Origin of the sequence: Acinetobacter sp. YH12219 (assembly GCF_013417875.1) — a bacterium.
GTDB lineage: Bacteria > Pseudomonadota > Gammaproteobacteria > Pseudomonadales > Moraxellaceae > Acinetobacter > Acinetobacter amyesii.
On the sequence record NZ_VPDC01000012.1, the window covers coordinates 120536 to 139612 of the forward strand.

The window sequence follows — 19077 nt, forward strand, 5'->3', positions numbered from 1 at the left end:
TTGCCTGATACTTTCTATCCCCCTTAGCAGCGCTGTACTTGGTCATATGCTTTCAACGGCACTTTCAATACACGACCCCAAAATGGCGTTTAATCTTGGTTTATTGATTATTCTTCCATGGATCTATTGCTATGTCTGGTATGCACATTATCAAGCACGTTTTAGCAGTAAGTCCGCAGTTCCGCGTCTGCAAATACAACTGTATCTCCTTGGCGGATTCACACTTATCCTCGCTATAAACTTTAAGTATCTACAAACAGATGTATTAAACCTCATCAGTCTCTGTGGACTTTTTTTCAGTCTGTTTTTATGTGTATTTACTGAATTATTTTATAAACCTGAAAGCAGCGCCATTGAACGAGTAAAACTACAAAAGCTTCGCCAACTGGCATTTTGGTCTTATCAACAATCTTTAAAACAAAAAGAACATCAATTGTATTTCTACACCCTACACTTACAAGCTATGCAAGAAGAACAAAAACTATCAGCATCGATCAAATCATCATTTAAAGATTTTTTAAACAATGCTCAATGACTTTTTTAAATCCCTAAACACAAAAAAGCCCTGTCACTACAGGGCTTTTTTTAAAGTTCAATTACCATTCTCGGTTAGCAACCAACTCTTCCATTTCAATATCCATATGGCCTTCATCTTGCAGCACCATCATCATGGCTTCTGCAATATAATCTGCAGCCGTATCATCCAAAGACGAATCTAAATCTTCAAATTGAGGTTTCATCTTATTGAGCTGTGCAACCGTTTCATTGGCAAAATGGTAGATATCAGTTGAACTTAAATCTGCTTTTGCAATTTTCTTCGCAAATTGAACAACCAATAACTTCACCTCTGCAACCAACACATCTGGGTAATATTCATCATCAAACATGGGTAGCAGTAAATCTGCAAACATACGAAACTCTATCACAAAACATTCAGGGCGCTTATATAACACAAATACTACAATTCACCAAATTTATTGGAATTCAGTATTTTCAAATCACACTGCATTCTGCATGGCTTGCCAAACACGTATCGCATCTACCGTTGCTTTGACGTCATGTGCGCGAACCATACATGCACCTTGTTGAATGCTGAGTAGATGCGCTGCAACCGAGCCTACTGCGCGATTTTGTGCATCTGCACCGCCAAGTGCTTCACCGATAAAACGCTTACGAGATAATGCCGAAAGGATCGGATAGCCCATGTCATTCAATTGATAGAATTGCTGTAAAAGCTTTAAGTTTTGTTGCGCATTTTTAGCAAAACCAAAACCCGGATCAATCATAATGTTTTCTGCACGTACACCTGCATCTAATGCATCTTGCACACGTTGCTTTAATTCATCGATTACATCAGCCACGACATCTTGATACTGATCTAGATTATTCATCGTGGTAGGTTCGCCACGCATATGCATAATGATCACTGGAATATCCAGTTTTGCAGCGGTTTCTAAGGCATTCGGCCGAGTTAATGCACGTACATCATTCCAGATATGCGCACCTGCCTGAACCGCTACCTCAATCACCTCAGGTTGTGAGGTATCGATAGAAATCACTACATTGTGTTTAGATAAGGCTTCAACGACGGGTACGACCCGTCGAATTTCTTCTTCAACCTCAACAACAGATGCACCCGGACGTGTTGACTCACCACCGACATCAATCACTGTCGCACCATCCGCAATCATTTGTAAGGCATGTGCTATAGCTTGGTCTTTACCATTGTGTTTGCCACCATCACTAAAAGAGTCCGGTGTGACATTTAAAATTCCCATCACATGTGGCTCTGACAAATCTAATTGCAAATTACCACAGTTTAAAATTTTATTCGGCAAAGACACCAACTTCATATTACACATCCCAGATTTTGCTATGCTTATTTTAACGCTAAGTTTGCTCAGCATTTCGCTCACATGCATTTATTTTCATATAAAAAAACCACCCGAAGGTGGTTTTAAATTTTTATGCTTTTGGCAATGACGGTAATGGTGGTGGAACATCTGGACCATCCGTTGGTGTTACATCAATCACTGGATTTTCAGCGATGTACACTTTTGGTGGTTGTGGTTCACGACCTTCCATAATGTCACGGATTTGATCACGATCAATGGTTTCCCATTCAAGTAATGCTTTCACCATGGCATGCGCAATATCCTTGTTATTTTCAAGAATGTCGCGAGCAACTTTATATTGTTCATCTAAAATACGGCGAACTTCACGGTCAACTTCAAGCTGCGTTGCTTCGGAAATCACACGACTTCCTAAACCACCCATGAATGACTGCTGTGAGTCATCTTCATAAACCATGACGCCCATTTTATCGGACATACCGTATTTAGTAACCATTGCACGTGCCATTTTTGTTGCACGTTCAAAGTCATTTGAAGCACCAGTCGACATTTGGTTAATGAAGACTTCTTCTGCAATACGACCACCAAACAAAATTGAAAGTTCATTCAACATTTTGTCTTTGTAATGGCTGGTTTGGTCATGTTCAGGCAACTGCCAAGTCACACCCAGTGCCCAACCACGTGGCATGATTGTCACTTTATGCACAGGGTCTGTACCCGGCAAGATTTCAGCAACAATCGCATGACCTGCTTCATGATAAGCCGTCGCACGACGTTCTTCTTCACGAATCACCATCGATTTACGTTCAGGACCCATGTAAAGCTTGTCTTTTGCATCTTCAAAGTCATGCATATCGACCGTGTTCTTGTTACGACGTGCAGCAAACAGTGCTGCTTCGTTTACAAGGTTAGCCAACTGAGCACCTGAGAAGCCAGGTGTACCACGTGCCAAGACTTTAACATCTACACCAGTCACAGAAGGTAATTTTTTCAAATGTACATTCAGGATTTGCTCACGACCTTTAATATCCGGTAGAGATACCATCACTTGACGGTCAAAACGACCCGGACGAAGTAAAGCTTTATCCAATACGTCAGCACGGTTTGTTGCAGCAATAACGATAATACCTTCGTTGCCTTCAAAGCCATCCATTTCAACCAACATTTGGTTTAATGTTTGCTCACGCTCATCATTACCACCACCTGTACCTGAACCACGGTGACGACCAACGGCATCGATCTCATCGATGAAAATGATACATGGCGCATGACGCTTTGCTTGTTCAAACATGTCACGGACACGAGACGCACCCACACCCACGAACATTTCAACAAAGTCAGAACCCGAAATACTAAAGAACGGTACTTTCGCTTCACCCGCAATCGCTTTAGCAAGTAAAGTTTTACCCGTACCCGGAGGACCAACCATAAGCACGCCTTTCGGAATGCTTGCACCAAGTCGTTTGAACTTAGATGGATCTTTTAGGAAGTCAACGATTTCAACAACTTCTTGTTTAGCTTCATCACAGCCCGCTACATCAGTAAATGTCACTTTGATTTGGTCTTCAGACAGCATTTTTGCTTTTGACTTACCAAAACTCATTGGGCCATTCTTACCACCAGCTCCACCACCCATGTTGCGCATAAAGAACATGAATAACAGAATGATTAAAAGAACAGGGAAACTTGCAATCAGAAGTTGCATCAAAATACTTTGACGCTGTGGCGCTGTACCTTCAACAACAACATTGTTCTTGATCAGGTTCGGCATAAGTTCAGGATCTTGAACCGCAGGACGGATACTTTCAAACTCTGAACCGTTTGATTTTTCGCCACGAATTCTTTCGCCATCAATGGTGACTTGTTTAATCTGACCCGCATTTACGGCTGCCACGAACTCAGAATAGTTCATCGCGGTCGGTTGATTGCGGTCACTGACGTTGCTGAAGATTAAAACCAGCACGCCTAGGATAACCAGCCACAACACGGCATTCTTAAAAAGATCGCTCAAAGCTTTATTCCCATTTCTATCTAATTCGTTCAATCCCACTTACATGGGTGACTCTAATACTTACGCTGCAGAGTAGCTTCGCAATAATTTAAAAACGTACAAAATGCACAATTTTTAACGAGTTGGCAAGTAAACTTTACTTGAAAGCTTTCTTACGTCCCTGCCCGATTAAAAACACTTCTTTAGATCGAGCACGTGAAGCCGCCGGTTTTGCTGTTTTCAGCACATCAAATGTGTCTACAACTTGCTTACGGTATTCATCAAATCCAATACCTTGGAACACTTTAACAACAAACTGTCCATTTGGTCCAAGAACCTTTTGAGCAAAGTCGATTGCTAATTCACAAAGATAGATCTGACGCGGTTGATCTACAGCCTTATTACCTGATGTATTGGGGGCCATATCTGAAATTACAACGTCTACAGTACGTCCATCTAAAATTTTTAACAATTCATCGAACACTTCTTGTTCACGAAAGTCACCTTGCAAGAAGGTCACATCCGGTAAAGCATCCATTGGTAAAATATCAGAAGCAATAACCAAACCTTTGTCACCAACAAGTTTTCCGGCAATTTGCGACCAACTGCCTGGTGCAGCACCTAAGTCGACAACGGTCATGCCCGGCTTGATCAATTTGTATTTTTCTTGAATTTCAAGCAATTTATAAGCGGCACGCGCACGATATCCTTCCTTTTGTGCTTTTTTCACAAAGGGGTCATCAAGATGCTCACGCATCCAGTCACGACTACTTTTGGATAATTTCTGGTTAGTAATGCGGGTAGCCATAACTCTCTAAATAAAAAAAACTTCTCAGTCTTGATTGTACGTGAAATTCAGCACTTTTGCAGTAGACATGTGTATCTAAAAAGCATCTTAAATCATGTTTTTTTCAATAATCTTCATCGAGAAAATGCCGATTAAATACAGCGCTTCAACTTTGATTTTGCTATACTAGGTCGTTTTTAAAATTAGGTTATATTTATGGCGGCTTTATCTATTCAAGAACGTAAACGCTTACGTCAAATTGGTCACACCCTAAACCCAGTTGTAATGGTTGCGGACAAAGGCTTATCAGAAAGCGTTGTTGAAGAATTAAACCGTGCGTTAAACGACCATGAGTTAATTAAAGTGAAAGTTGTGGCAGAAGACCGTGAAGCTCGTGCTGCAATGATTACTGAGATTGCGACTGTTTCAGGTTCTGAAGTTGTTCAAACGATTGGTAAGATTGCTTTGATTTACCGCAAAGCGGCAAAACAAAATGCAAAACTGTCTAACCTTGTTCGCTACGCACACCTGTCTAACTAAACATTTATGGCAAGTTTCGAACTCAGCGCTTTTGATCGTCGCTTTCAGGCTGTATCAGTCGTTGGTGCTATCGAACAACAAAGCCCATATACTTTGAATGTGGGTTATTGGATTCGAGACCCAAACCAACTGATTCAATGGCCAGAACTGGTATCAGCTCACCCACGAATCGATTTTTTGTGGGAACAGACCTGCTTAGAAGTTTTTATTGGTGTCCACAACGAAGACTTTTATCGTGAAATCAACCTCTCCCCTTCACAAGCTTGGCAGGCTTACCAGTTTGAAGAATATCGCTATCCAGAAGATATGCCGCCACAAGCTGCTTACGATATTGAACTGAATCAGTTGAAACGGACGCACTATGGCTTAAATGTCAGTCTTGATCTGACAGAATTTATGCTGAAGTACAAACTTAAATGGGAAGATCTCTATATTGGTCTAACTGCAGTACTGAAAACCTCTCAAGGTGAACAGTACTATGCCATGCAGCATAGTAGTCCAAATGCTGACTTTCACAACAAACGTGATTGGCTACATCAGTTCTAAATTTTTAATGTTTTGATCTTCAATAAAAAGCAAAAGTACGATCTTTTGCTTTTTTATTGCCTGTCTATTTTTAAATAGGTGCTTTGGACTTAAATGTACCATTCACAATAAGGGAGCCATTAATGACTCCCTTTTGCATATTTAGCGTTAAATTGAAGTTTAATTCGCTCTCACCGAATCCAGCTCCCTGGAATGACTAGATTTAGCTCAAGCGTTTTAAAATTCATGTCATTCACAATTAACTTTTAAGATCTGTGGTTTGATCCGTAACTTCAGCTTTCACTGGTGAAACTTTTTTCCACGCTTCCAAAGTATGCTCCTTAGAACGCTTAAATGTTTCTGTTAGATGATCTTTGTGCTTTCCTGAAATTTGGGTCACATCTTCTTTCAGCTCTTTTCCAAGTTTTGAAAGATCATCAATAACCGTATTAAATTCAGTTTTCACAAATTCTTTGAGTTCACTAAAATCTTTTTGCGATGAACCAAACTGAACTTTTAACTGATCAAGTTTATTCAATACATCTTGCTTCAACTGACGCAATTGATCTTGCACACTGGCATTCAACTGCTTTGCCTCTGCTCCGATCTTTTCTTTGCTTTCAGTGACCGCTTCTGTGGCTTGAACACTTGCCTCTTTTGCAACTTGTTCAAGCTTTTCAGCACCTTCGATAACGACTTCTTTCAGGGAGGTTTTAGCCGCTGTTTGTTTTTGTTGTATTGCCATGACTTTGTACCTATAGTTTTTGCTGACCGACCCACATTAGCGCTTTTTGATAAATTTTAATTTATGATTTGTCTGACAATAATTAATTGCTTACATTTTTCTAAGATTTTGCAAAACCAAACTTTATTCTAAAATGCAAGCGCTTTATCTGCTTTATTCCTGATATTTACGATGGACTTTCAGTGGCTTTCTGCGTATAATGCCGTGTTAAGTTCAAGCGAGCAGATGTAAGGAGGGTAGGTTTTTAAGCAGCCTTCCTTTTTTTTCGTCTTCTCGCTTTTTTACAGCCTAAATTTCAGGAGCTTTGGTTTGAGCACCCCAGCAATTTTAGCCCTTGCCGACGGAACTATCTTTAAAGGTACTTCTATTGGCGCATCGGGTAGTACGACTGGTGAAGTCGTTTTTAATACAGCAATGACTGGCTATCAAGAAATTTTGACTGACCCTAGTTATGCACAACAACTTGTGACACTAACTTACCCACATATCGGTAACACAGGTTGTAATGATGAAGACGCTGAGTCAGGTCGAATTCATAAAGTATGGGCGAACGGATTGATCATTCGTGACCTACCTTTATTGCATAGCAACTTCCGTGCTGAACAATCACTAGGTGAATATTTAGTACAGCACAATGTAGTTGCCATTGCTGACATCGACACGCGACGATTAACACGTATCTTACGTGATAAAGGTGCACAAAACGGCTGTATCCTTGCAGGCGAAAACATCACTGAAGAAGAAGCACTAGAAAAAGCACGCGCATTCGGTGGTTTGAATGGTTTAGACCTTGCAAAAGAATGCTGTGATCCGACCGGTTTCGAGTGGACTAAAGGCTCTTGGGCGCTTGGTAAAGGTTTCGCTCAACCAGAACTTAAATTCCATGTTGTAGCATACGATTACGGTGTCAAAACCAACATCTTACGTATGCTCGCAGACCGCGGTTGTAAATTGACTGTCGTGCCTGCGCAAACTCCTGCTGCTGATGTACTTGCGCTGAATCCAGATGGCGTGTTCTTATCGAACGGCCCCGGCGATCCAGCAGCATGTGATTATGCAATTGAAGCTGTAAAAACAATTGTAGAAGACGCACGCAATGTACCTGTATTCGGTATTTGCTTAGGTCACCAAATTCTTGCACTTGCATCAGGTGCAAAAACTGTGAAAATGCCTCACGGTCACCACGGTGCTAACCATCCTGTACAAAACTTAGAAAATGGTACAGTGATGATTACTTCTCAAAACCACGGCTTCGCAGTGGATGCAGAAACTCTTCCTGCAAACTTGAAAGCTACGCACAAATCGCTGTTCGACCAAACCCTTCAAGGGATTCATCGTACAGACAAACCTGCGTTCAGTTTCCAAGGCCACCCAGAAGCAAGCCCTGGTCCACATGACTGCGCACCACTGTTCGATCATTTCATCGAACTTATCGAAGCATCTAAGAAGTAATTAAGGAAGCATCATGGCTAAACGTACAGACATTAAAAGCATCTTAATTATTGGTGCTGGTCCGATTGTGATCGGTCAGGCATGTGAGTTTGACTACTCAGGTGCGCAAGCATGTAAAGCCCTTCGTGAAGAAGGCTACCGTGTTATTTTGGTGAACTCTAACCCAGCGACCATTATGACAGACCCTGCGATGGCAGACGCAACTTACATCGAGCCGATTACTTGGCAAACTGTAGCTGCAATCATTGAGAAAGAACGCCCAGACGCAGTTCTTCCTACAATGGGTGGTCAAACAGCATTGAACTGTGCCCTTGCACTCGATGCCAACGGTATTTTAGAAAAATACAATGTTGAATTGATTGGCGCGACGAAAGAAGCAATCGAAAAAGCGGAAGACCGTAAACTTTTCGATATCGCAATGCGCAAAATTGGTTTGGAATGCCCTCGCGCTGATGTTGCAGAAGACATGGAACATGCTTTGGAAATCCAAGCACGTTTCGGCTTTCCTGTGATTATCCGTCCATCATTCACGATGGGTGGTTCAGGCGGCGGTATCGCATACAACCGTGAAGAGTTCATTGAAATCTGTGAACGTGGTTTCGACCTCTCTCCTACTCACCAACTATTGATCGATGAATCTTTAATTGGTTGGAAAGAGTACGAAATGGAAGTTGTTCGTGACAAAAACGACAACTGTATCATTGTATGTACAATCGAAAACTTTGACCCAATGGGCGTACACACTGGTGACTCAATCACTGTTGCTCCTGCGCAAACATTAACAGACAAAGAATTCCAACTTCTACGTAATGCATCTTTAGCTGTACTTCGTGAAATTGGTGTTGAAACTGGCGGTTCTAACGTTCAGTTCGGTATCAACCCGAAAGACGGCCGTATGGTTGTGATCGAGATGAACCCACGTGTTTCTCGTTCATCTGCCCTTGCTTCTAAAGCAACTGGTTTCCCAATTGCGAAAATCGCGGCGAAATTGGCTGTAGGTTATACCCTCGATGAGTTGAAAAATGACATCACTGGCGGCACAACTCCTGCATCTTTCGAACCTGCGATCGACTATGTTGTAACGAAAATTCCTCGTTTCAACTTCGAGAAATTCCCGCAAGCTGACGCAACTTTGACGACTCAGATGAAATCTGTAGGTGAAGTAATGGCCATTGGCCGTAACTTCCAAGAATCTGTGTCTAAAGCGCTTCGTGGTCTTGAAGTGGGCGCATGTGGTTTTGACGAAAAAATCGCTGTGGGCACTGAAGGCGCACGTGAGAAAATTCTTGTTGAATTGAAAGTTCCAGGTCCAGAGCGTATTTGGTACGTAGGCGATGCATTCCGTCACGGTTTCACTCTTGATGAAGTATTTGAAGCAACCAAAATTGACCGTTGGTTCTTGATTCAAATCGAAGACATCATCAAAACTGAAAACCAAATCAAAACTTTAGGTTTTGGTGATTTGAACGCGGACAACATCCGTTCTTTCAAACGTAAAGGTTTATCAGATCTTCGCATTGCAGACTTGATGGGCATTTCACAAAAACAATTCCGTAAACACCGTTGGAACTTGGGCGTAACTCCAGTTTACAAACGTGTAGATACATGTGCTGCAGAATTCGAATCTGATACAGCTTACATGTACTCAACTTACGATGAAGAGTGTGAAGCAAACCCATCGAACCGTGACAAAATCATGGTCATCGGTGGCGGCCCAAACCGTATTGGTCAAGGTATCGAATTCGATTACTGCTGTGTACACGCTGCCCTTGCAATGCGTGATGACGGCTATGAAACCATCATGGTGAACTGTAACCCTGAAACTGTTTCTACGGATTACGACACATCAGATCGTTTGTACTTCGAACCAATCACTTTGGAAGATGTACTTGAAATCGTGCGTATCGAGAAGCCTAAAGGCATTATCGTTCAGTACGGTGGTCAGACTCCGCTTAAATTAGCTCGTGCTTTAGAAGAAGCTGGTGCGCCAATTATCGGGACATCACCTGACGCGATTGACCGTGCAGAAGACCGTGAACGTTTCCAACAAATGATTCAACGTCTGCAACTTCGTCAACCAAACAACAGCATCGTAAAATCTGCTGAAGAAGGTATGGCTGAAGCTGCAAAAGTTGGCTACCCACTTGTGGTACGTCCATCTTATGTACTTGGTGGTCGTGCGATGGAAATCGTATACAACGATGACGAATTGAAACGCTACCTACGTGATGCGGTTCAAGCATCTAACGAAGCGCCTGTACTTCTTGACCACTTCCTAGACGATGCGATTGAAGTTGACGTGGACTGCGTATCTGACGGTAAAGACGTTGTGATCGGCGGTATCATGCAGCACATCGAACAAGCGGGTATTCACTCAGGTGACTCAGCATGTTCTATTCCTCCTTACTCTTTATCTAAAGAAGTACAGGACGAAATGCGCCGTCAAACCATCGCTATGGCAAAAGAGCTTGGCGTAATTGGTTTGATGAACGTACAGTTTGCGGTTAAAGGTACTGACGTATACATCTTAGAAGTGAACCCACGTGCATCACGTACAGTTCCATTCGTATCTAAGTGTATCGGCGAATCTTTAGCAAAAGTTGCTGCACGTTGTATGGCAGGTCAATCTCTAGAATCTCAAGGATTCACTACAGAGATTATTCCTGAACACTTCTCTGTAAAAGAAGCGGTGTTCCCATTCAACAAATTCCCTGGTGTTGACCCAATTCTTGGCCCTGAGATGAAATCTACAGGCGAAGTGATGGGTGTAGGTAAAACATTTGGTGAAGCGTTCTATAAAGCTGTGTTAGGCTCTAATGACCGTTTACCAGGCCTACCAACGGAAGGCGAAGTAAAACATGCATTCTTATCTGTTCGTCACTCTGACAAGCCTCGTGCTGTTGGTATTGCGAAACAGTTGACAGATCTTGGCTTCAAAGTGATCGCTACTGGCGGTACTTATGATGTGATTAAAGATGCTGGTATTGAATGTGAACGTGTGAACAAAGTGACTGAAGGCCGTCCTAATATCGTAGACCGCTTGAAAAATGGCGAAGTTCACCTCATTATCAATACAACTGAAGGCAAACAGGCTCAAGAAGATTCATTCTCGATCCGCCGCTCTGCATTACAAGGTAAAGTGTATTACACAACTACCCTTAACGGTGCTGATGCAGTATGCCAAGCTTTAGCAATCAAATTGCCAATGGATGTATACCGCTTACAAGACCTTACTAAAGGTTAATTAAGTTACCGAGAAGTCCCGCCACCTCTCGGTGGCGGGCTTTTTTTCATTTCTAGGTCAGTAAAAATTTTACTGATTTTTTCTTTTTACAAACATGAGGGACAACAATGCAACGTTATCCTATGACTCCCGAAGGCAAAATTGCCCTAGAGAAAGAATTACAGCAACTTAAAAGTGTTGATCGTCCACGTATTACTGCAGCAATTGCTGAAGCGCGTGAACATGGGGATTTGAAAGAAAACGCAGAATACCACGCTGCTCGCGAGCAACAAGGTTTCTGTGAAGGCCGTATCCAAGATATCGAAGGTAAACTGGGTGCTTGCCAAGTGATTGATGTTAAATCACTTGAGCAAAATGGCCGTGTGGTTTTCGGTGTGACTGTGACCATTGAGAACTTAGATACTGAAGAACAAAAGACTTATAAAATCGTTGGTGATGACGAAGCAGATTTTAAAATCAACAAAATCTCTGTGAACTCTCCAATTGCTCGTGGTCTTTTGGGTAAAAATGAAGGCGACGATGTAAAAATCAACACACCACAAGGTGAAGTTGAGTACGAAGTTTCTAAAGTTGAATATCTTTAATTCATTAAGATAGCAATTTTAAGCCCCTCTTTTGAGGGGTTTTTTATAATCAGACAAATAATTATTATACCTCTGCTCTATCCTTCTTTTAATAATCCTGATGCAAAAAGTTGAAAGGCATGTAATGCTTCTGACAACACCTGCTCAGGATTCTTGCTAGAAGCCACCCAAAGCGCCGCATTCATGGCTGCTCCATTTAAAAATATGGCTGCCGCTTCAGAATTCACTGCTTTAATTCGGTCTGCTGCCAATAACTGTTCTACGCATTCACGTGTAGACTTCAAGCATTTGTTTTGACTCGGCCAATGCGCAGGATCACCCAATACCGCAGGTCCGTCGCGTAATACAATTCGCTGAAACTCAGGATTCAAGGCATTTTCAATATAGGTTTTCCCCTCAAGTATCAACCCCTCCCAAAGATCTTCGGGTTGCTCCAGATACTTCTGGGCAGATAAAGCCATTTCTGAATCAATTTGATTAACCACAGCAGCAAATAAGCCCTTTTTATCGCCAAAATGATGGTACAGCGCACCACGGGTCAGCCCTGCTTCTGCCGTGAGTTTATCCATTGAGGTGTCTGCATAGCCATACTCAGCAAACGTACGGCGTGCCACTTCAATCAGTTTCTTGCGGGTTGCCGCCATTTTTTTTCACGAACAGACATTGCTTTGATTACCTCATAATCACAAAAATTTTAATTGACATACCAGGCGTATGTCAAAAATAAAGCTGCTTTCCCCCCACTTTTAAAACCAGATATTGAATGAGAATAAACATGACTAGAATTGCAATATTTCCCCAAGATCGCCATGCCTTGTATGAACAGCATGGTTACTCTGCTGCTATTAAATCGGAAAATTTACTCTTTGTATCAGGCCAGGTCGGTAGCCGTGAAGATGGCAGTCCTGAACCTGATTTTGAGAAACAGGTAAAACTAGCATTCCAGAATCTTAGCCATACTCTCGCTGCGGCAGGCTGTACTTTCGATGAAATTGTCGATGTCACCACCTTCCATACAAACCCTGAACAGCAATTTGAAGTCATCATGAAAGTTAAAAATGAGGTGTTTACACAAAAGCCTTATCCAAACTGGACAGCAATAGGTGTTAATTGGCTTGCAGGTTTTGATTTTGAAATTAAAGTCATTGCTCGGATCCCAAACCTCCCTACAAACACTTCGGTCTAGCGATTGATTTTTAATAGGGATGAACGACGCATGACATCAGTTCAATTGGTTATAATGGTTTACCCTTTTTAAGTTGTACTGTTTATGTCTGAAAAATTGATTAATTCACCTGTAAATCATTGGTGTGAATTTGAGTTCATCTCTAAAACAGTGAAGAACCCTAATATTCATATCAAGGGTAATTATTCATATTATTCTGCATATTGGGATCAGGGTTTTGAGCGCTGTGTGGTGCGTTATTTGCACGACAAACCTGCGACCCCAGAGAAGCCGATAGACCAGCTACATATCGGTAATTTTGTCTGCTTTGGCGCAGAATGCGTGATTATGATGGGCGGTAACCAACTCCACCGCACAGACTGGATTTCAGCATTTCCGTTTGATACACGGAGTTTTGTCCCTGCGGGTGATACAATCATTGGTGATGGCTGCTGGATCGGCTCACGCGCCATGATTATGCAAGGCGTTACACTCGGTGAAGGTGCTGTGGTGGCTACAGGCGCTGTGGTAACTAAAGATGTACCACCTTATGCTGTTGTCGGCGGCGTGCCTGCTCAAATTATTAAATATCGTTTCCCTCTGGAAGATATCGAAAAACTACTTTCACTTAAGCTCTATGATTTAGATGAAAAGCAGTTTTTAAAGATGCGGGAGCAGTTGCAGACGGATGATGTTAATTCGCTACTTCTTTATGTACAAAATTCAAGTTAAAAGTTATATTTATTTCAAATAATTATTCTTAATAAATATGCACCTATCATCAAAAACTCTGGAAAAACTTCGCGACCTAATTAACGAAACTACCGAATACCGATCAGGTCCCAAAATTATAGATTTTTTCTCAACCTTCGATTACATGGATACTTATGGTCAGGGCTTTCCAGCAAGATGGGCATATACAGATTTTCGGTTAGGAAGAATTAATAAAACTGAAAAGATAAAAATATGTATTCAGACACTCTTTAATCCCATTAATTACATGGATGATTTAAAAAGGCTCGATTCTCTAATAGCTAATTTTAACAAATATCTTCAATTCGATAAATTTCGTGTGGCGCGAAGAAACACAGAAATTTTTATAGAATCAGTTAGTGAAGTAAATTTAGACGAAAATTTAAATACTGAAGAAGAAAATCTGGAAAATAATTTTATCAAACATGAGTTCAATGTTGATTGCTCTAAACTCAATTTAATACCAGCGTTAGTTCCAATAATTGATAAGAGAATGCAAGAAATAGAAAAAGCTTTCAAAGCTGAAGCATATTTATCGGTCGTTTTATTAGCAGGTAGTACATTAGAAGGATTATTTTTAAACATAGCATCTCTAAACCCCAAAGTTTTTAATTTATCCAGACAAAGCCCTAAAAAAGATGGAAAAGTTAAAAATTTTGACCAATGGACACTAAATAACTTTATCGAAGTATCCCACTCTATTGGAATACTTGAAAAAGATACCTATCGTTTCAGTAAAGAATTAAGAGATTTCAGAAACTATATCCACCCATTTCAACAAATGAGTGAGCAATTTTCACCAAGAGAAGAAACGGCAAAAATTTGCCTTCAAGTATTAAAATCTGCAATTTTAGACATACAAAATAACAAACATAAATTTCAGGCATAAACCTCACTCAATCTGAGTGGGTTTTTCATAATATTGTGGCTATAACAAGAGTAGAACTTGTGACCCTTGCATTATAAGCACGGGGCTCTAACCAACTAAGCTACATATTTTTTATGTGTACACATGTAGCTAACTAAAAATATTACTACGACCATCTTTATTCCTAGCCTTTTTTACTCAATCAGACTATAAAGAACACATAAAATAAAAAGACCCCACTTTTCAGGATGAATGATGACGAGAACCACTCAATTCTCAGGCATATTTATACTTGCCCTGCTGGCAGCAGTCGTCGCAACTTTTTGCGATGCAATTCATGTCTATACTCAGACGCTTAGTTATCCCAACCCATTATTTTTCCATCAGGCTTGGTGGGTATTCCCCGGCTTTTTTATTGCCTTTGCTTTCATGGCATATAGCTATATTCAACTTACACAACTACTTAAACACTATGTGATGACCCAGCTCAGTTGCCATCATGACGGCACTGCGCCCCTCGTCGAGAGCCTAATACTATTTGCCATAGTCTATATACTCAGCGGATTTGGTAATTTTCATCCCGAAGCACTTTGTTGGATTTTTTACCTGAGCTTTTTTATTCGCTGGCTATTTAGCTATGAGCGGACATGGTTACTGATTTTGGCCATTATACTTGCCATTGGTGGCATGTTCTTTGAAGGACTATTGGCTGAGTTTGCTTTAGTTAAATATCGCCATGAAGATATTTACAATGTGCCGTATTGGCTCGGTGGCGTATATATGCAAGGCGCATTTGCCTTACGTGCAGGTATGCGTCGTTTTGTTTATCGTTAATTTTTTAAATTTGGAAAATTGAGACATAAAAAAAAGACCACTCAATCGGAGTGGTCTTTTTTTGAATATGGTGGCTATGACGAGACTTGAACTTGTGACCCCCGCATTATGAGTGCGGTGCTCTAACCAACTGAGCTACATAGCCTTAAACTGTGCGCGCATTATGGAGGGATATTTAAATATCGTCAAGCCCATAATGCGCGTATTTGATCAAAATTTGTTGAAGTGAACCGATAAGCCGGGTTCTGTCGAGGACGATCATTCCTCTAGGCGTACAATCACTCATACGCTCAAGCGACCTACCCGGATCCAGCATGGGCCATGCCTAAAGGATCCCTATTTGGTCTTGCTTCCGGTGGGGTTTACCATGCCGTGAACTGTTACCAGACACGCGGTGCGCTCTTACCGCACCCTTTCACCCTTACCTCCGATTTCGATTACTCGAAACCATAATGAAGGCGGTCTACTCTCTGCTGCACTTTCCGTCGGCTCACACCGCCCAGGCGTTACCTGGCACCTTGCCCTATGAAGCCCGGACTTTCCTCCCCTGCTTTAGTCACGGAGACCTATACACAGCAGCGATCGTCTGGTTCACTTCGGGGCGCATTCTAACAAATCTGACAACTAATTGCTTGATGTTTTTTGAGCAGTTAGTTTTTCGTACTTTTGTTGAAGCTGTTCCTGAGTTTCAGGATGTGCCGGATCCAATGGAATACAATCCACTGGACAGAACAACTGACACTGCGGTTTATCGTGATGCCCAACGCATTCCGTACACAAATCAGGGTTAATCTCATAAATGAGTTCCCCCATGAAAATCGCCTCATTGGGGCATACAGGTTCACAGACATCGCAGTTGATGCATTCATCAGTGATATATAAAGACACTCTACCAACCTTGCTGTTGTTTACGCTTAAAGACTTCCACAACAGCTTGTGGTACAAACTGAGTGACATCACCATTTAAACGTGCAATTTCACGCACGAGCGTAGATGAAATAAACGAATATTGCTCTGATGGGGTTAAGAACACGGCTTCAAATTTACTGTCCAAACGGCGATTCATATTTGCCAATTGAAATTCATATTCAAAATCTGAAACTGCACGTAAACCACGTAATACGGCTGTTGCTTTTTGCTCGTTAAAGAAATTGACCAACAGCCCATCAAAACCTACAAACTCAACATTTGACAAATGACTTAAAGACTCTTGCGCTAGTGCAACACGCTCTTCCAGACTAAACACAGGGTTTTTGTGATGTCCAATTGCAATTGCCACGACAACTTCGTCAAACATGCGCGATGCACGTGTCACTAAGTCGATATGACCATTAGTAATTGGATCGAATGTGCCCGGATAAATTACACGAGTTTTAGACATCCAGTTGTACTCTGTTATTTTGTAGATGGGTATTTTAACAAAATCTTGATTTATAGGTGAAGTCAGCATGTAAATTTAAAACCTTCATCTTATTCAAAGTTCGGGTACAATAGTGCTAAGTTTGGAAGTTTTTGATTATGACGAAAGCAGTAGTTAAAAAAAATAGTAGCAGTACGATTGCCCTAAATAAGCGTGCGCGTCACGATTATTTCATTGAAGAAAAATTTGAAGCGGGTCTTTCATTACAAGGCTGGGAAGTCAAATCAATGCGTGCGGGTCGTATGACTATCGTAGAGAGCTATATTACGTTTAAAAATGGTGAAGCATTTTTATTCGGCGCTCAAGTGCAACCTTTACTGAGTGCTTCGACACATGTAGTGCCTGAAGCAACACGTACTCGTAAATTATTGCTGAACCGCCGTGAAATTGAAAAACTACAAGGTGCAATTAACCAAAAAGGTTATTCATGTGTGCCTTTGGCATGTTACTGGAAAGGTCCTCATGCCAAACTTGAAATTGCCCTAGTAAAAGGTAAACAGCTTCACGACAAGCGTGCAACGGAAAAAGACCGTGATTGGCAGCGCGATAAAGCCCGTATTTTTCATAAATAAGGTCAATAAAAAAACCTCCAAAATGGAGGTTTTTTTATTTTTAAATTGCAGATTTAGCAGAATTTCAACCCACCAAAACAGTTAGTCCTCACTTCCTGATTCCCCAAGACCTGATTTTTTAAAGTTAAATTGGCCGCACCTGCATTACTGAGGTTAATTGAACCGACATTTTTATAAATCGGTAAACCAAATGCTGCACCAACAGCAGAACCTAAGGGAATATAAATCGGTTCATTGGTTAAAATTTGCGATACTTTTTCTGCAACTTGAGGTAAGACGCCTGAGATATCCACTTCAGATGTTGGATTTAATTTGCCAATATTAATCGGGTCTTTAAATGACATCCACCAACCTGTACGTGCAATATCATCTGCATTGGCATCTGGCCAACTGATATCTTGAGATTGAAGCGATAAATAACCTGCTGTGCCATTTAATGGAATGTTATGAATCATATTTAAGGCTTGCTCAAAGGTAATGTTCATTTTCAAACCATCAATTGATGAACCCGAATCCATAAAGAACTGCGCCCCTTCTACCCATAACAAATTACGGTCAAGTTTGACCTGCAAACTACCACTATCACGGTTGAGTTGAATCGACGGTACAGTCGCACTGATATTTTTGGCAACGGCTTGAGTTTGTCGTTTTCCGTTGATGGTAATTTCAGGGACGGTAAACGGCACATTCATTGAAGGAATTTTTAAACCCTTACTATTTTCAGGTTGGCTGACAAAGCTACGATCATTGTTCCAAATCGTATTAATCACCAAGTTACCGGATAAAGTCTCGCTACTGCTATCCCCAAAGATCGCGGCTTGGGTCTTTGCTGTCCCTGTAGTCGGTGCAATTTTCATATAACCGCTCAGTGACTTAATCCCGTCTGTCGGCGCACCCGTGTTTTGAATACCAGTGGTCAGTAAACCTGTAATTGATTCAGCACTGACACGGAAGCCTTTAACTTCTCGTAAAGCGGCTTGTTTTGGGTTTTTAATTGCAAATTCAATAAACGGATTTTTCAGTTCGGCACTTGTCGACGCTCGATCACCATTAAAGACGGGATTACCATTGGCATCGGTTGAAGTAGCATTACCACTCAGCGCTAGATGACGAATATCAATATCACAGCCATTTGACCCGTTTACCCCACCACAGCCGAGTTGCAAACTTTTGACATTGACGTTCAGATCCATAACCGCATCTAAACTGAGTTTGTAGAAACCAATATTTTCATCGACCATTTGTTGGTTGACTAAAACAGGATCGGTATAGGACATATTCATCAATGCAGCACCATTGATGGCAGATAATTCTTCATCGGCTAATCCCACCAAGCCTTCTGCTGCAAAAACAACGTCAGAAACACATAAGGTCAATGCCATTACTATTGTTTAATCCTTTTTAATATTTACCACTCATCCAGAGTGAAATTTATGAGAAGATTAAATCAATAGCTTTGGCGTAAATGAATAGCAATTTGTGACACGCATCACAACTCAATTATACAAAATGCCAATTTTCACGAATTTTAGGCCAATAAAAACCCCAGTAACATTTCCATCACTAGGGTTTTCAAAGATTTATAAATGATAGTTCAAACGATTTATTTACAAATTAATTAGGGTGTGTTGACATTTACAGCCGATAAATTGAGCTAAAGAGGCAACCATATAAATATACAAGCTAAAGCAACAGCGCTTTGATAGTTACGTTTTAGCTTATCGTATCTTGTGGCAATTCCTCTA

19 protein-coding genes, 2 tRNA genes, 1 other RNA gene and 2 pseudogenes are annotated in these 19077 nt (G+C 41.2%); 11 read left to right on the forward strand and 13 right to left on the reverse strand.

Annotated features, from left to right (window positions below):
* Positions 1-82 precede the first annotated feature (82 nt).
* The gene (locus FTV04_RS09415) at positions 83-535 is read left to right on the forward strand and encodes a hypothetical protein (RefSeq protein ID WP_180089315.1); all 453 of its coding nucleotides are present in this window, start codon (positions 83-85) and stop codon (positions 533-535) included.
* 61 nt (positions 536-596) lie between these two features.
* On the opposite strand, the gene FTV04_RS09420 is transcribed toward FTV04_RS09415, so the two are convergent.
* The 4 genes from FTV04_RS09420 to rlmE form a co-directional block, all read right to left on the reverse strand.
* Positions 597-911 (reverse strand): DUF5713 family protein, encoded by a 315-nt coding sequence (locus FTV04_RS09420; protein ID WP_078191338.1) that lies wholly within the window; start codon positions 909-911, stop codon positions 597-599.
* 87 nt (positions 912-998) lie between these two features.
* Positions 999-1853 (reverse strand): dihydropteroate synthase, encoded by an 855-nt coding sequence (gene folP / locus FTV04_RS09425; RefSeq protein ID WP_218949917.1) that lies wholly within the window; start codon positions 1851-1853, stop codon positions 999-1001.
* A gap of 112 nt (positions 1854-1965) precedes the next feature.
* Positions 1966-3864: an ATP-dependent zinc metalloprotease FtsH gene (gene ftsH, locus FTV04_RS09430; RefSeq protein ID WP_078191443.1), complete on the reverse strand. Its 1899-nt coding sequence runs from the start codon at positions 3862-3864 to the stop codon at positions 1966-1968.
* Positions 3865-4000: 136 nt separating this feature from the next.
* On the reverse strand, positions 4001-4651 hold the full coding sequence (gene rlmE, locus FTV04_RS09435; protein WP_078191339.1) for a 23S rRNA (uridine(2552)-2'-O)-methyltransferase RlmE: 651 nt from the start codon (positions 4649-4651) through the stop codon (positions 4001-4003).
* A 195-nt stretch (positions 4652-4846) separates the two neighbouring features.
* Between rlmE and FTV04_RS09440 the strand changes: the two genes are divergently transcribed.
* Positions 4847-5170 (forward strand): YhbY family RNA-binding protein, encoded by a 324-nt coding sequence (locus tag FTV04_RS09440; RefSeq protein ID WP_078191340.1) that lies wholly within the window; start codon positions 4847-4849, stop codon positions 5168-5170.
* A 6-nt stretch (positions 5171-5176) separates the two neighbouring features.
* Complete coding sequence (locus tag FTV04_RS09445) at positions 5177-5716, forward strand: DOMON-like domain-containing protein (protein ID WP_180005425.1); 540 nt, start codon at positions 5177-5179, stop codon at positions 5714-5716.
* Between the two features lie 238 nt (positions 5717-5954).
* Here the strand turns inward: FTV04_RS09445 and FTV04_RS09450 are convergent, their stop codons facing one another.
* Positions 5955-6440, reverse strand: a complete 486-nt coding sequence (locus FTV04_RS09450) for a hypothetical protein (protein WP_180089316.1) — start codon at positions 6438-6440, stop codon at positions 5955-5957.
* A 309-nt stretch (positions 6441-6749) separates the two neighbouring features.
* Between FTV04_RS09450 and carA the strand changes: the two genes are divergently transcribed.
* The 3 genes from carA to greA all read left to right on the forward strand — a co-directional run bounded on the left by carA (position 6750) and on the right by greA (position 11720).
* Positions 6750-7892 (forward strand): glutamine-hydrolyzing carbamoyl-phosphate synthase small subunit, encoded by a 1143-nt coding sequence (gene carA / locus FTV04_RS09455; protein WP_180089317.1) that lies wholly within the window; start codon positions 6750-6752, stop codon positions 7890-7892.
* A gap of 13 nt (positions 7893-7905) precedes the next feature.
* The gene (carB, locus tag FTV04_RS09460) at positions 7906-11136 is read left to right on the forward strand and encodes a carbamoyl-phosphate synthase large subunit (protein WP_180008915.1); all 3231 of its coding nucleotides are present in this window, start codon (positions 7906-7908) and stop codon (positions 11134-11136) included.
* Positions 11137-11243: 107 nt separating this feature from the next.
* Entirely contained in the window at positions 11244-11720 is a 477-nt protein-coding gene (gene greA / locus FTV04_RS09465; RefSeq protein ID WP_078191345.1) for a transcription elongation factor GreA, read from the forward strand.
* Positions 11721-11797: 77 nt separating this feature from the next.
* On the opposite strand, the pseudogene FTV04_RS09470 reads toward greA, so the two are convergent.
* A pseudogene (locus FTV04_RS09470) lies at positions 11798-12384 on the reverse strand (TetR/AcrR family transcriptional regulator).
* A 111-nt stretch (positions 12385-12495) separates the two neighbouring features.
* Between FTV04_RS09470 and FTV04_RS09475 the strand changes: the two are divergent.
* The 3 genes from FTV04_RS09475 (at position 12496) to FTV04_RS09485 (ending at position 14527) form a co-directional block, all read left to right on the forward strand.
* Positions 12496-12906, forward strand: a complete 411-nt coding sequence (locus FTV04_RS09475; protein ID WP_180005422.1) for a RidA family protein — start codon at positions 12496-12498, stop codon at positions 12904-12906.
* Between the two features lie 84 nt (positions 12907-12990).
* The gene (locus tag FTV04_RS09480) at positions 12991-13617 is read left to right on the forward strand and encodes a CatB-related O-acetyltransferase (protein ID WP_180089319.1); all 627 of its coding nucleotides are present in this window, start codon (positions 12991-12993) and stop codon (positions 13615-13617) included.
* A 145-nt stretch (positions 13618-13762) separates the two neighbouring features.
* Complete coding sequence (locus FTV04_RS09485; RefSeq protein ID WP_257221006.1) at positions 13763-14527, forward strand: hypothetical protein; 765 nt, start codon at positions 13763-13765, stop codon at positions 14525-14527.
* A gap of 36 nt (positions 14528-14563) precedes the next feature.
* Here FTV04_RS09485 and FTV04_RS09490 read toward each other — a convergent pair.
* Positions 14564-14634: transfer RNA gene (locus FTV04_RS09490), tRNA-Tyr, on the reverse strand.
* Positions 14635-14761: 127 nt separating this feature from the next.
* Here FTV04_RS09490 and FTV04_RS09495 point away from each other — a divergent pair.
* Positions 14762-15340, forward strand: a complete 579-nt coding sequence (locus FTV04_RS09495) for a hypothetical protein (RefSeq protein WP_180089321.1) — start codon at positions 14762-14764, stop codon at positions 15338-15340.
* A gap of 68 nt (positions 15341-15408) precedes the next feature.
* Here FTV04_RS09495 and FTV04_RS09500 read toward each other — a convergent pair.
* From FTV04_RS09500 to coaD, 4 genes are all read right to left on the reverse strand, one after another.
* A tRNA-Met gene (locus FTV04_RS09500) sits at positions 15409-15485 on the reverse strand.
* A 73-nt stretch (positions 15486-15558) separates the two neighbouring features.
* An RNA gene (gene rnpB, locus FTV04_RS09505) (RNase P RNA component class A) lies at positions 15559-15938 on the reverse strand.
* Positions 15939-15964: 26 nt separating this feature from the next.
* Positions 15965-16228 carry a YfhL family 4Fe-4S dicluster ferredoxin gene (locus FTV04_RS09510; RefSeq protein WP_078191349.1) on the reverse strand — a complete coding sequence of 88 codons (264 nt, stop codon included), beginning with the start codon at positions 16226-16228 and terminating at the stop codon, positions 15965-15967.
* Position 16229: 1 nt separating this feature from the next.
* The gene (coaD, locus tag FTV04_RS09515; RefSeq protein ID WP_180089322.1) at positions 16230-16721 is read right to left on the reverse strand and encodes a pantetheine-phosphate adenylyltransferase; all 492 of its coding nucleotides are present in this window, start codon (positions 16719-16721) and stop codon (positions 16230-16232) included.
* 137 nt (positions 16722-16858) lie between these two features.
* On the opposite strand from coaD, the gene smpB reads away from it, so the two are divergent.
* Positions 16859-17332 (forward strand): SsrA-binding protein SmpB, encoded by a 474-nt coding sequence (gene smpB, locus FTV04_RS09520; protein ID WP_078191351.1) that lies wholly within the window; start codon positions 16859-16861, stop codon positions 17330-17332.
* 53 nt (positions 17333-17385) lie between these two features.
* Here the strand turns inward: smpB and FTV04_RS09525 are convergent, their stop codons facing one another.
* Positions 17386-18714 carry a hypothetical protein gene (locus FTV04_RS09525; RefSeq protein ID WP_180089323.1) on the reverse strand — a complete coding sequence of 443 codons (1329 nt, stop codon included), beginning with the start codon at positions 18712-18714 and terminating at the stop codon, positions 17386-17388.
* A gap of 272 nt (positions 18715-18986) precedes the next feature.
* Positions 18987-19077, reverse strand: a pseudogene (locus FTV04_RS09530) (IS5/IS1182 family transposase); the annotation flags it as partial.